The organism is Vibrio sp. V15_P4S5T153, from assembly GCF_963874485.1.
In the GTDB taxonomy this organism is placed as follows: domain Bacteria; phylum Pseudomonadota; class Gammaproteobacteria; order Enterobacterales; family Vibrionaceae; genus Vibrio; species Vibrio anguillarum.
The window spans coordinates 290,284-304,206 of sequence record NZ_CAWNHR010000018.1; the positions used below are offsets into that span (position 1 = coordinate 290,284).

At 46.6% G+C, this 13,923-nt stretch carries 9 protein-coding genes; all 9 read right to left on the reverse strand.

The window, feature by feature from the left end:
- Positions 1-16 precede the first annotated feature (16 nt).
- The 9 genes from tssM to tagH are packed head-to-tail and all read right to left on the reverse strand — an operon-like array spanning position 17 to position 13,919.
- Positions 17-3,562: a type VI secretion system membrane subunit TssM gene (gene tssM / locus AACT42_RS16800; RefSeq protein WP_094132560.1), complete on the reverse strand. Its 3,546-nt coding sequence runs from the start codon at positions 3,560-3,562 to the stop codon at positions 17-19.
- A 17-nt stretch (positions 3,563-3,579) separates the two neighbouring features.
- Positions 3,580-4,977, reverse strand: coding sequence for a type VI secretion system protein TssA (gene tssA / locus AACT42_RS16805; RefSeq protein WP_019281678.1), 1,398 nt, complete (start codon positions 4,975-4,977; stop codon positions 3,580-3,582).
- Positions 4,978-4,986: 9 nt separating this feature from the next.
- On the reverse strand, positions 4,987-5,646 hold the full coding sequence (gene vasI / locus AACT42_RS16810; protein ID WP_094132563.1) for a type VI secretion system-associated protein VasI: 660 nt from the start codon (positions 5,644-5,646) through the stop codon (positions 4,987-4,989).
- Positions 5,643-7,205: a sigma-54 interaction domain-containing protein gene (locus AACT42_RS16815; protein WP_176429031.1), complete on the reverse strand. Its 1,563-nt coding sequence runs from the start codon at positions 7,203-7,205 to the stop codon at positions 5,643-5,645. Before AACT42_RS16815 ends, vasI begins: the two co-directional genes overlap by 4 nt.
- A 2-nt stretch (positions 7,206-7,207) precedes the next feature.
- The gene (gene tssH, locus AACT42_RS16820; protein ID WP_094132569.1) at positions 7,208-9,826 is read right to left on the reverse strand and encodes a type VI secretion system ATPase TssH; all 2,619 of its coding nucleotides are present in this window, start codon (positions 9,824-9,826) and stop codon (positions 7,208-7,210) included.
- Between the two features lie 23 nt (positions 9,827-9,849).
- Positions 9,850-10,623, reverse strand: a complete 774-nt coding sequence (icmH, locus tag AACT42_RS16825) for a type IVB secretion system protein IcmH/DotU (RefSeq protein WP_026027751.1) — start codon at positions 10,621-10,623, stop codon at positions 9,850-9,852.
- Between the two features lie 2 nt (positions 10,624-10,625).
- Complete coding sequence (gene tssK, locus AACT42_RS16830) at positions 10,626-11,960, reverse strand: type VI secretion system baseplate subunit TssK (protein WP_017044997.1); 1,335 nt, start codon at positions 11,958-11,960, stop codon at positions 10,626-10,628.
- A gap of 4 nt (positions 11,961-11,964) precedes the next feature.
- Positions 11,965-12,444 carry a type VI secretion system lipoprotein TssJ gene (tssJ, locus tag AACT42_RS16835; RefSeq protein WP_013868298.1) on the reverse strand — a complete coding sequence of 160 codons (480 nt, stop codon included), beginning with the start codon at positions 12,442-12,444 and terminating at the stop codon, positions 11,965-11,967.
- A 2-nt stretch (positions 12,445-12,446) separates the two neighbouring features.
- Positions 12,447-13,919: a type VI secretion system-associated FHA domain protein TagH gene (tagH, locus tag AACT42_RS16840; RefSeq protein ID WP_094132572.1), complete on the reverse strand. Its 1,473-nt coding sequence runs from the start codon at positions 13,917-13,919 to the stop codon at positions 12,447-12,449.
- Between the last annotated feature and the right edge of the window lie 4 nt (positions 13,920-13,923).

Genomic DNA, 13,923 nt, shown 5'->3' on the forward strand with positions numbered 1-13,923 from the left:
GCTCCTCACTATTATTTTAGTAAAGGGTTTTCGAGAGTTTGAATGACTTAAATAACCGCTCGGTGAATGGGTTAATATCTGCCTCTGAATTGAGTCGATAAATCATCTCACCACCGTCAACTGCAAACTTAAAGTCAACCGACGTGGAACTAGCACCCACCACATCACCTTGTTCAAGCAAGCGGAAAAATGCCCACGGACCTTGGATATTAATACTTCGTGGCGACATATTATTTTTAGTCGGCACTAACGTTACTTTAGAGATCGCAGAATCACGCAGCGTATTTGGCCAAATCAACTCGACACTGTCTCTTGGGCCGTGACTATAAGCGAGATATTGACCGTCAACATTCAGCACACTGCGGCGTTTGTTGTTGCTCAAGCGTAGCGGTTCAACCGAGAAACTAACGTCTAAGACCCCTTTGCGGTTAAAGAAAGCTTGCTGAATTTTCTTCGCCTGCTTGAGCTGTTCTAGAACGTCTTTGCGAATAATCGACTGCGCGTTATCGTCATCATTGACCGCAATATTTTCTTCCACAAACATTCTTAGCTGGTTGTTGTAGAAGTTGTCTAATGTGCCGTTGGGCGCAAAAAATGCTTCAAAATCAGAAAGAGAACTGTCTTTGTTGGAAGACTCATTAAATGGATAGCGCCCAGCCAATTTCTCTTCAAAGGTTTTGTAAACATCATCATGCCAACGAACTTCAAGGTGCTTAATCGCTTCTTGTTTGACAACATACCAACTCTCATCCGCCAGTTTAGACACCATAGTATCGAGCGGTTTAGGCAAACCTGATGCAATACGTTTCACCGTGTAAATTGGATCAGCGTTCACTAATTTTACGCGTGCTTTGGTGGCATCAAGCGCAGCCATACCAACATCTGGCGCTTCTTGAATAGATTTTAGGTAGTTTTGTAACTCTTCCACCGCCACTAACACTTCATTGATGTACGCTGGCTTATCACCGACTGGCTTGAGCATAGCGTTTAGTTCAGCAAAGGGCGCATCAATCTGCGAAGCAACTTTATATTTTGGATTTTTTAACAGCTCTTTTTGCGCGGCTTCATCTTTAGGCACACTGGCATACATTTGAGTATTGCTTTCTAAAGTGCGAAGCAAACGCTGCATCGGTTCAATGTTGCCAGTAAAGTTTTCTAATACTGACACCGCGTCATTGATGTCGCTAAAATACTTAACGCTGATTTCATTAAGAGCCGCACGCCAGATATTGGTGTAGTCCGCCACATACAAGCTACGGATTTTGTTACGGAGGTCATGCTTATCCGCTTCGCTAAATTGAGCCGATTTGGATTGCCCTAGTACCCAACTGTCGATCAAGGCCAGCTCAGAAACGGATTCTGATTGCGGCATGAAGTAATCTTCAAACCCTTTTTTGGTGAGCATTTGCGGAATATACAGCGAGCTGCTGTTGACCACTCGCTCTTCAAAAACCACATCAAAGACGGGGCCAATCAAGTTGCGTAAATTGATCGAGGGGCCAAGAACCGTTTGTGCATTCAACTTCAAATTACGGTAAACACGTTGATCGTTAGGCATAGAACCAAGATCAGACTGCACTTTCGCCACCACCTGATCATAAGGCTTCATCACCGACTCTGCATTGCGATTACCGCGCGCGCGATCACCCGCTAAATCCGTGTGTAACATAGCGTAGTCTAAATGCCCCAACAGCTCTTCTTGGATCACGCGTTGCCCAGCGAACTCTTGCTGCCAGTATTTGGAGAAATAATCGAGTACATAATCCTTATAGCGGCCGCTTTTATCTACCATCATGCGATAAACACGCAGTACGGCCAGCTTCTCTTCATCTGTGTTGGCTTGGTTAAGCTGCACAACAACATCCGCCATGAGCAGAGGTAAAAAGCGGTTTTCCAATAAATTCAAATAGGTAGCTTCAACCATTGGACCAATCGTGTGGCCTTGGTACAAACCAAAATCGGAAATGTACTGTGGTTTATCACGGAAGAAACCAAACTCCAATGTCGCTTCACGAATTTTATTGAGCGGCACGAGAACATCTTGCTGAGAGGCTAAATAAAGATTAGAGGGGAACTCGTTTTTGTACTCGTTTACTTTCGCTAACACAGCATCAGAGTGCTTCACGTTACTAAGGTAATAACGATGCCAAGTGCCAACTAATAACACAGTTGCAATAGAGCCGGCCACTACTGACAAACCAATCAAGCGCCGTTTTTGCTTCGCAACACGAAAATTATCTGAGGCAAGCCCAGCTTCAGGATAGACGATGTTATTAAACAGTTTTTGTGTGAAATAAACCGTTGAGTTTTTGGCTTGCTGCGCTTTATTAATGGCATGATCTAGCCCGTAACGACGTGAAGCGGCATCATCAAATGCGTTTGTGGGTACGCCCTGTTGATACACAGAAGTGAAATACGCACCACGCACCAAAGCCGACGTAGAGAACTGATCACTGGCCAATGCATCGTTGAAAAATTGTAATAAGATCTCTTTTAAACCAGAAATTTGACGCGTGAAGCTATAAATAGCATTGCGCTCTTCCAAATCCATCGGCACAGAAACGGCGTGCGGCAGTACATCATTAATGCGCTCAACAAACTGACTGTAGTCTTTTGAAAACTCGTTGAGCCAGTTATCCAAGTCATCAATAGAGTCGAGCGAAAAGGTAAAGCCCAGCACATCTTCACGCTGACTGCGCGAGTAATGTTTAAAGAAAGGTTCAAAACCGTGTAATAAATCCAATTTCGTCAATGCAATATAGACGGGTAGACGCGTGGATAACGTCTCCATCAATTCACGTAAACGAGCACGCAATAAATTGGCGTAAGCTTTACGCTCGGTTGCAGTTGCGGTTGCTAAGTGAGAAACGTCTAACGCTAAAACGATACCGTTGAGTGGACGACGGCTACGCGTTCTCTCCAACCAATTAACAAAATGAAGCCATAAACGGCGCTCCATCGCACCATCGTTATCATTGCTGTGGTTACCTTGTGTCAGTAGCTCTCCATCTGGATCGATCAATACCGATTCATCGCCAATCCACCAATCAAACGAATACGGGTTTTCACTTTTTTGACCCGAGGCTCGCATTACCGAAGAAAAAACAAAGTTTTGCCCAGAGCGGTTGATGAGGCTGGTTTTACCGGCATTTTCCAAACCGAGCACTAAATACCATGGCAACGCATAAAGATAATTACGTTTATTGAGGTTCTCTTTCATGCTGACCATCACTTGGTTCAGCTCAACCTCTTGGCGCTCTTCATAGGCTTTAATTGGATCTTGGCGAAGCTGATCTTCACGCTTTTGCTCGGCTTTAAAACCTTGCAATTTTCGCCACTGCCACACGCCCCAAACGGCCAATGCACCTAAAGTGAACAAGCTACTTGCCACTGCGCGAGCGGTTATCGATTCAAGTGGCTTATTCCCCGCGATCTCTAGCCAAGGGCCTGCCCACCAAATCGCAACATTCAATAAAATGAATGTGCTAAATAGCAAAATAGGCATCGCCGCGGCAATGCCCGGTGTTAACTTTCTTGCGATCCCAACAATAAATTTCCACATGGGTTTGTGTCCTTCGTTTACTCTGACGTTGTGTATTGTTCTAATTGCTCAACTAATGAGGGTTCCCAATCGGTAACGCTCATGGTGCTAACCTGAGCATGTAACGTTTGGTACTGTTCTTTCGCCATCGCATCTAAATTATTGCTATTTAACAAATCAGCCGATAATAACCGCCAATAGAATTTATCCCTTGGCTCACTGGCGCTGACCAGACCATCGTTGAGCATAGAGAGCGCCACCGCAATGCCTCCCTCTTTCGCTAAGCTAAACGCCTCTTTGCGTTTGTCTTGCCAATCACCTGCTACTTGGCCTTGGGCGCTACTTTGCTGCTGGCTGAGTAGCCACTCTTTTACGCTCGCATTGACAAAAGGCTCGCCTCCTTTGAATTTCAACTCGAGCAGCGCAGGTAGACGTGCCACAAACTGCTGGCTTTCACTCAAAATGGCTTCACTCCACGCCTTTTGGCCTAAACTTTGCGCGATTTGATAGCTCATCATTTGCCCTTCAAACCAGTAAGGTGCCATGGTCAAACTCTGCTCTACCTTGCGCCATAAGGCTAAATCTGGGCTACGCATTTGGTCGTGATACTCTTTGATTCGTTCTTGCGCCATCGCCCGTAACAGTGTTTCACCGCTGACGTCGTGCTCAGGTAATGAGGTAATACTTGACCACACGGCAAAACGCCTGACTCGTATTGCCAAGGCAATGCCGAACTCTTGTTCAGACAAAAACTCAGCCACCTTTAGTAAGGTCTGCTTAGTGGCTTTGTCACTTGAACTGTCGACTGAGATGGCGCTCTGGGTGGTGGTTTTACGTTCAACCGCCGGAGTCTCTTGCACATGTTGAGTCGCTTGCTCACGTTCTGTTGCACGGCGCAGTTGGACTTGAACTTTAGCCACTAGACTTTCAACGCTTTCAGACATCAGTCCGGCTTGAGTAGTCGCTTGCTGTAGCGCGTCGATCGCGGTGTTTAACTCATCACGATCTGGTCCATCAAATTGTGCGAAATCTAACTTGTCGATGACTAAGGCTAACCGCTGCACAATCTGGCTGAAGAATTTGCGACGTGGCAAACTGCCTCTTTTGCCTGGCGCAGGGAAGCAATCTTCCCAGTAAAGGGACATGAAATCGCTCAGCAGCTGCAGCGACGTGGTGAAACGTAGCGGTGTGACTTGGTTATGCAGACACTGCAACAGGTAGATCAATAATTTGAGATCTTTACTTTTTTCGCTGAGCAGTTTGAGCGTACTGTGTTCGACTTCATCCCATTGCACGCTAGCGTGGGAGAGTGACCCCACTTTCATCATTTGATCTTCAACAAAATCAAACAGTGGATCATCAATCAGCCGCTCACCCACAGGGTTATCGGCTTGAATAGGCTGAGTAATACAGCGGCGATAATCGGTTAACTCCATTGGAACTCCTTACCAACCACAGCGTGTTTTTAGTGCCGTTAATGATTGCGAAAGCTCGCTCGCATCAAACTGCAATCCATCAACAAAAGGAGAGTTTGAACGCAGCACAAGGCGATTTTCTCGCGCCATCGCTTTCATCATCTCAATCGCTGGCATGCCTCTGCCTGAGGAAAAGAGCAAACCTAAATCGTCACTACGCCAAGATTGTGCCTGCATATTAGCAATCGAAACTTGGATGCGAGGATCATCAATCGCGCTAGGAAACGCCAATTCCACTCGACTCAAATTGTCGATACAGCTCATCAGCAGCACAGGTTTAGCGTTATCGTCAAACTTTGTATTTTGATTTAACGCAACCAAAGTAATCCACGCATTACCTTTATCATCGTCACCTTCCACGGTTAAGTGACTTGCTTCCCCGTCTTGATACTGGCTGATGCTATCAAAGGCGCGTTGCCAAGATAGCGGCGCATTGGGCGTTGCCGCTTGAGGCATCACCACGTCAGAAGGCGTTTTAAACAGGTGGTCAAAACAGCTCAATCGCTCTAACCGAGATGTGATCGTAGTGCATTGCTCTGCTTGTGCTACAGCGTCATTTTCCGCATTTGCCATGGGAAAATACAGCGTCATAGAGAGGCAAACTGTGAGCCTAAACAACCGTTTATTCATGGTGTTTTAATCTCCAATTTTTGGCATTTATAGGCCAAGGTCCGCTTGGGAATACCGAGGCTTTGGGCCGCTTTGGCCCTGTCACCAGCAAAATATTGGAGGCGCTCACGGATAATACGAGACTCAAATTCATTCACCGCTTGTTTTAAATCATCCACCACTCGGCTGACACCTGACTCAGCTTTAGCGACCTTATGCCCATGTCGTTCAGTCTCTGGCTGCTGTTCGGCTTTAGTGTATGCTAAACGTTGTGTAAAGCAGGACTCCTCCACCTGTGTGCCATCCAATGTTTGCGCACAACCAAATTCAATAAGGTGCTTGAGTTCACGCACATTACCGGGAAAGTCATAACGTTTTAGGCAATCGATCGCTTTATAGTGCACACCCCGAATGTTGGTTGCATGCTGCTGATTAAAGCTGCGCACAAAATGTTGGCTAAGCCGTTCAATGTCATCCATCCTTGCCGCAAGGCGTGGCAAAGTGATCGGGTACTGAAATAAGCGGTAATAAAGATCCTGACGAAACGATTTATTACGCACTTGTTCGAGGAGATTGACATGCGTTGCTGAAACCAAACGAAAATCAGAAGATTGTTCGTTTTTACCGCCAATCGGCCGAAAAGATCGAGATTCCAACACCCGCAGTAATTTGGCTTGCAGGCTCAAGGGCATATCACCGATTTCATCCAAAAACAGGGTTCCGCCATCGGCTTGCGCAATCAACCCTTGTTTATCGCTATCCGCGCCGGAAAACGCCCCTTTGCAGTAGCCGAACAGTTCACTTTCCAATAAGTTTTCAGGGATAGCCGCGCAGTTAATAGCAACAAATGGCGCTTGTTTACGGGGCGAGAGTTGGTGCACCGCTTGCGCGACCAACTCTTTACCTGTCCCTGTTTCACCTTGCACCATCACTGAAAGCTGTGATGGCGCGGCGTTGATGATCTGCTCTCTTAATTTTTTCATCGCCAAACTGTTACCGATTAAGGTTTCAGAGAGGCTCGCAATTAATGAGCGACGAGCGTTGTCTCGCTGGACGTCAGACAAGGATTCCGATAAGTTTTGTCGATTTTGTTCTTCCCGTTGCATCTCATTAAGCAACGACCACTGATGGCAAAACACATCCACATACTTGATAAAATCTGGCTGCTCAAATAGGCCTTCCAAGGTATGGGTTTCACCAATCAACAGCAAAATAGACTGAACTTGTGTATCCCCATTCGGTAACGGGTGTACAACCACGCTATCTAACATGCCGACCCGGCTAGTGAGTTGACTAAACAGGCGATTAGATTGCCAAAAAACCAATTCATCAGCGGTTAAGTGCATCGATTTGGCCGATTGCAATACATGGGCAAACGGACAATCAAAATCGGTGACCGACCAGCTTAAATTCAGCGGGTTATCCTGTGGCACTAAGGTACGGCCGTCTGAACTGGGAACCAGTAACAAGCAAGTATCGAGCCTTAGCTCTCGGCGCAGCGTTTCTACAAACAATGCGGCCAATTGGCTAGGCTTTCTCGCGACAACAAGCTCGGTTGCGTAAGCTAACCAGTGACTCATGATCACTCAACCTCTCCAATAAACTCACCCTCTTCCGCCGCTAAATAGATGCGTTGCACTGGTTGTTTATCAGCCAGTTTATTTAACAAAGCTAATGAAATCGGTGGTAGTAATTGACCTTCGATGATCGCTTCCAGCATACGAGCCCCATTTTCAGAGCGCGTTGCACGGCTTAAGATCTCTTCGATCAAGCTATCTTCAATCACCACGTCAGCGGCATAACGCTGTTTAAAGAGCTGCTCAAGGCGGGTTAACTTGCCACGTACAATCTGCTCTAGCACTTCTTTGCTGAGCGGTAGATACGGAATAATCTCCATACGAGCCAGTAAGGCGGGTTTGAAGAAAGCCGCAAGTTCTGGGTAAAGCTGCTCATCAAGCAACTGAGGCTGCTGCGCGTAATCGACTATGGTTTGGTAACCTAAATTCGAGGTGAGGAAGAAGACGATGTTTTGGCAGTCGATCACTCGACCTTCACCATCGGCCAGCTCACCTTTATCAAAGGCTTGGTAGAAAATATTGAGCACTTCTGGGTGCGCTTTTTCAACTTCATCTAACAGCACCACAGAGTACGGCATTTTACGAATCGCTTCGGTAAGAATGCCACCCTCACCATAACCAACATAACCCGGAGGCGAACCAATCAGGCGTGAAACAGTATGCTTTTCTTGATATTCCGACATGTTGATAGTGGTTAAAAATTGTTTACCACCATAAAGTTGTTGCGCCAGTTGGACTACCGTTTCGGTTTTACCAACGCCACTTGGACCCACGAGTAGGAAGGAACCTTTTGGACGCCCCGGACGGCGCAAATCCGCGCGCGCCGTTAATAAGTTACGGTGAACACGCTCAATCGCAGTATCTTGCCCTTTGATTGCCTCACCTAAAATAGCCGTTAGGTGGGTGATTTTATGCAGCTCATCGCTGTTCATTTGGTCAACGGGCACGCCCGTCCAATCCGCAATTACTTCCGCTATTTGCTGAGCATCGACTTGTGGATGCATGAGGCGATCATTATGAGGGATCTCTTCTAACGCTCGATATTGCGCCTGCAATTGAACAAGTAACTCATCACGCTCAACTTGGGTCTGCTCGCCATGATCCTCAGAGCCATCTAAGAGCTGATCGCGTAGGGTAATAATGCGCTCAATGATCGCTTTTTGCTCTTGCCAGCTTTGAGTCAAGGCCGCTTTTTCAGCTTCATCGGCCATTTCTTGGCTACATAGCTCATCCAAGCGATGCGAATCAACCACTTGACCTAAATATTGAGCACGCTCAAGCATATCAATTTCAAGTTGACGTTGATGGCAAGCGGTCTCTAGTTGCGCTAAGCGCTTCGGCGGTGTGGTGATATTAATTGCAATACGCGCGCAAGCAGTATCCAACACATCAATCGCTTTATCCGGCAGTTGTCTACCTGAAATGTAACGCGCTGAAAGCTCGGCGGCGGCTTTCAATGCATCATCAGTAATCAATACGTTATGGGCTTTTTCGTAAACACGATTCAAGCCGCGCAGAATATCTACTGCTTGGCTGATGCTCGGCTCTTCTAATTTCACTAACTGGAAACGACGAGTCAGCGCAGGATCTTTTTCAAAATACTTTTTGTACTCTTTCCATGTGGTGGCTGCGACAGTACTGAGCTCGCCTCGCGCAAGAGCTGGCTTGAGCAAGTTGGCCGCATCACTACCACCCTCTTGGTTGCCAGAACCAATTAAAGTGTGCGCTTCATCGATAAACAAAATGATCGGTTTAGGCGAGGTTTTGATCGCGTCAATCACGCCTTTAAGACGTTTTTCAAATTCACCTTTGACTGAAGCACCCGCTTGCAACAAGCCTAGATCGAGTGAGCACAACTCTACATTTTGCAGCTGTGTCGGCACATTGCCCGCAACGACGCGCAATGCAAGTCCTTCAATCATGGCGCTTTTACCGACACCAGCGTCTCCCACAACGATGGGGTTGTTTTTACGACGACGACACAAGATGTCGATCATCAAATTGAGTTCGTTTTCACGACACAATACTGGGTCCAGTTCGCCGTTACGCGCTTGCGCCGTGACATTGGTGCAGTATTTATGCAGTGGCGAAGATGACGCTGCATCCAGCGCGGCAGGAGCTTGAGAACCCGCTTTGCTTTTTTCAACCGCCGACTCGGAAGAGTCTTGCAACAGCGTATCAAACCCTTTGTTTAGGCTCTCTTTGTTGATGTGTTCAAAAAGACGGATTAGTTTAAGTGGTAGGTAACGATCAGCGCGCATCAATGCGGCTAAAAACACCACACCTGAACGAAGCTGATTCTGATTCAGCTCAGTGGTAGAAAGCAACCAAGCTTCCTGCAATAGCTCAACCAACAGTGGCGAGAATGCTGGATAGGTATCTAACACTTGCTCACGAGCGTAACTGGCACTGATGGCTTGTTTTACGGTTTCCACATCTAAGTTAGCGTGCTTAGCTATCACACGCACATCCGAAAGTGGGTTCTCTAACAGCACATGCAGGAAATGCTCATAGGTCACTTCTGGGTGCTGACGTTCAATACATAATGAAGCGGCTTGCTCTAGGGCTAGCTTACTCTGTTCATTGAGTTTTGAAATTAATGTGGGTAATTCAATACGGATCACTACAATCACCTAGCCTTTTATAATTAGAGTATTTGGTTCAATTGGTTTAATACGTCTGCCGATTGGCTGTGCAGTAAATAGGAATAGCCTAAAAACACACCGACCCAAATAATGACAAAACCAAGCAGTACTGACCAAACCGGTAACTGCCTGCTTAACTTATATTTTGATTTCACCACATGGTCGGTGGCGGAGGTCAGTTCCTTCGGCTCGTTTTCATCCAACGAACTGACGGTGTCATGTAAACGACTGATCACCTTTTCACGCTCGTTGTGGCCGCTTTCCATCACACGGTATTTACCTTCAAAACCTAACACTAGGCATTGATAGATAAACTCTAGCAACGCGCGATAACGTTTAGGTTCACCTTCCAAGCGGCTTAAGATGGTAAACACTTTTTCGCCGCCCCAAGTCTCACTGTGGAAACGAGACAGCATAGAATGTTCAGCCCACACACTAGATGCACCCCACTCGGTTCCCATGACGGCTTCATCCAAAAACGCACACAGAATGTAGCGATAAGCCATCAAAATCGCATGCTCAAACCCTTGCTCGGCAAGCTCGATTTCAATCGCTTTAATCTCTTCCACCGTCTGTTTGTAGATCTGCTCAATGTTGTCGCACTCTGACAAGCTACGTACTCGCAGCGACAAACCAAACAGAGGGGTAGCAGCATCAATCAAAACATTAGGGTTATCACCACGCAGTTGAAACCAGTAATCTTGGTCGTGGTTGATCTGCTCGACGCTGTCAAAAAGCAGACCGCTGTATTGGGTGTTTTTTTTATCAATGGCCATCATCAGCTCCTAATCGCCCAGAATTGCAGGTCAAGATCTTCAAACGCACCCGCGACATGGAAAGCAAAACCACTTGAGCGACCTAACATCGACCATGCTGAGCTGGTTTTATCCAATTGGTAATAGGTATAACCGGCGTGGTAAGGCAACTGCCTTGGTGCCACTGGTAACGGTGTAATTGGAATGCCCGGTAATTGCAGTGAAATGAGCTCGCGGATTTTCTCCACTGACGATACTTTGGTCTGTTGAGTAAAGAGACGACGCAGTTCATCTAATGGCATGCGTGCTTTCACTGCGATGATGAATTCTGCGCTTTCAACCAGTTGAGGGTCGTGGATTGGGGCAACCATCAGGCCGTATTTACGTTTATCCAACTGAATCGAGACCGCTCTAGGCTCAAGCACGATACTTAGGCTCTGTCTTAAGTTGCGGATCAGCGGCCCAAAAGAGTGGGTCGGCATTTCATGGTTGTAGCTCGGGATGCTCGGTGGTAAACGACTTTCATCGGTAAATGTAGCCAATTCTCCACATACGCATGACAGGCACTCAAATAAACGTTCCGGGTGCAAACTGCGTAGCTCTGCCAAGTGTTGCATCTGGGGTTGTAGACGATTCAGGGCTTGCAACAACATAAAATCAGACACATCCGCGACCCCGCCTTGAGAGGGAGAACTGATACGCTGAGCAATGTTTTTGGCACGTTCGCGCATTAACCCAGAGATTTCGTTAATAAAACGGTGCAAAGCCGCATTGCTCGCAACATTAAGATGGCACGGAATAAAATCCGGATCGAGCACGACACTGCCATCAGGACGTTTTTCTAAAATACGAGCGATCGCAATTGAGGCATAAGAGCTTCTGTCTTCTTTTTCAAGCATCAACTGCACACGAACAGGTGAGACATCTAGTGTCGTGGTGTCACCGCGCACGGTATGCACATCACGCACTTCTAGACGATTGCTTAAATAACGCCCGGTTCCACGCTCTTCAGGCCAGTTAATCTCCATTAACGATTCACTGCGAAGTGGCACCGCTAAATAGACCAACTGGTTTGCAAGCGAAGCATCGGCAATCTCAAGCGCATCGGGCAGCACATCTTCCTGAGGAATACGGAAAACGGTTCCATCAGGCATAATGCCGACCGCACGTTCGATCGCGATACGACCAAAAGAGAGATATTCAGGGTTAAGTGATAACTCTGATACTCCGTAAAGGTAGCCACTGACTGATGAGATGCGTTCATCAATATGATATTCAAAATAGCGTTGCTGCTGCTGGAAATGCTGCGGTTTAATGAATAGACCTTCATTCCAAATGACACGATTACGCGCAAACATCTTGTTATTCCACCCTTTCCAGTTTTACATCGTAGTCTTTGAAATACATCAAAAGATGATATTCCCTACCTTTGTTAAGCACTTTGACGGCCTTTTTCCATTCACTCAGCTCAGGTTCAGCAAAATGCGCCATGACCCCAATGTAGTTCGTGCCTTCATCAATCTCGAACGCGTTCACAAACTTAAACTGGCCTGGTGTCATTACATAATCGTAATTGGCGATAAAATTGCTGCGTAACGCTTTTTTGTAGTCTGCTTTTACTTGGTCATAATCGGCAGACATAAACATCGAATCATCTTTGAGCTCAAACACTTGAACCTCTATCGGCGACGCTTCACCCCAAATATTGGGGTTAGTACCTTCATCACTAACGAGACTGAACGTTACCTTGGTCGGCTGTGTGGCTGGCTCATACTTTTCTGATGAGCTACAGGCGGTTAATACCGTCAGTAGCATCAGCAGGACAAAAGACCGCTTGTTCACCGTTATAGCTCCAGCTGTTTTTCACGAATTTTCTTGTCGTAAGACTGCTCGAAAATTTCCCAAAACAGTTTCTCAAATCCTTTTTGGCGATTAGAAGTGAGCTCTTGGTAGTAGTGGCAATACATCTCCCACGCCCAAGCATCTGAAGAGTGATTCTGTGCATCACTATTGCGCTTGTAATGTTGGAAACGGCGCAGTAGCACTTGAGGAGAAAAGGCATTAAGAATCTGATTTAGGGCTTCGCTAGTGGCGTGCTGCATTGCTTCGTTATGGTCGCGCACATTTTTTAGGCTTTCGGCAATCGCCGCTGGGGCAGACAAGTGCACCACACTTTTATCAGCATCATACAGAGTACGAATGGTTTCTTCGTATGATAGCCCCAAGCGAAGTGGGTTATCTTCAATCGGTTGCAAGTTACGATTCATCATACCAAAACGCCCTTCACTCACTTGCTGGTGAAGCTCAAGCAAACCTTGCACACACGCTTGCAACGATTGCCCAAGCTCTTCTGAAAGCATGTGCATTTTCGCCATATCGTGGCTATTGCCAACGTCAACACCTAGCCCGGTGAGCATAGGGCCGGTCAATAAGTGTGATGCATTGTTTGACGAGCTGTTGTGTTGCTCTGAGTGAGGGTGGTAGCTTCTCGCCACTTCTTCCTCAAGTAGATCTAATACTTTATCGTCCATCGCTAAGCCCTCAGGTACGTTGTAAATGCTGTTATTAATGTTCAAATGAGTCGGTGGTTGCGCAGTCTCATGGTGCTCAACAGCCGGAATAGGTGGTAAATCGGTGGAGGTTTTGCCAAAACCGAGAATTTTCTTTAATCGAATCGATGACGTCATCTCATACTCGCTGTCAGCTTGAGGCGTAAACTGCAGTTGCGACTGCTGGCTATCGTATTCTGGCACTAATGAATGTTGTGCTTGTGCGAGTGGTTTTTCCGTCTCTTCAAGCAACGACTCTTCTTGTTTAATGCCTTGCAATAAATCATCTAAAGCGGCGATAGGGTCCATTGAACTCGGCTCTGGTTCATCCTCGTCGCGGCTGATATCATCCGATGGACCATCTTTGAGTAGATCGAGCCCCTCTTTAGCAAACAGCTGATCCAAAGAGCCATTAATCAGAGAATCGTCTTCACCCACTTGACCAAAAATGACACGAATTTGGTAAGGGCCAATGGACACTTCATCTTTATGCTCCAACTTAGCCGAAGCACCTTGTCCTAACGGCTTATGGGAACCATTAACATAGGTATTACCAACCAGATCTTGAATGCAAAACGCACCATCAATCACACGGATGGCGCAGTGATGATTTTGAATTTTCCCTTTACCGTCACGAAGCTGCCAATGCGCATCACTTGCAGAGCCAATCACACCGCCTTGCACATTAAACATCGCTTGTGCGGATAATCCTGATTCCAGTAGTTGCACATTCGTCACTACCATTGAAAGCGTTTGCTTCTTCTGCATATCG

Excerpts from the sequence above, each read along its gene's own strand:
- tssM (WP_094132560.1), bottom strand. The coding sequence starts at position 3,562 with ATGTGGAAATTTATTGTTGGGATCGCAAGAAAGTTAACACCGGGCATT.
- tssA (WP_019281678.1), bottom strand. The coding sequence starts at position 4,977 with ATGGAGTTAACCGATTATCGCCGCTGTATTACTCAGCCTATTCAAGCC.
- vasI (WP_094132563.1), bottom strand. The coding sequence starts at position 5,646 with ATGAATAAACGGTTGTTTAGGCTCACAGTTTGCCTCTCTATGACGCTG.
- AACT42_RS16815 (WP_176429031.1), bottom strand. The coding sequence starts at position 7,205 with ATGAGTCACTGGTTAGCTTACGCAACCGAGCTTGTTGTCGCGAGAAAG.
- icmH (WP_026027751.1), bottom strand. The coding sequence starts at position 10,623 with ATGGCCATTGATAAAAAAAACACCCAATACAGCGGTCTGCTTTTTGAC.
- tssK (WP_017044997.1), bottom strand. The coding sequence starts at position 11,960 with ATGTTTGCGCGTAATCGTGTCATTTGGAATGAAGGTCTATTCATTAAA.
- tagH (WP_094132572.1), bottom strand. The coding sequence starts at position 13,919 with ATGCAGAAGAAGCAAACGCTTTCAATGGTAGTGACGAATGTGCAACTA.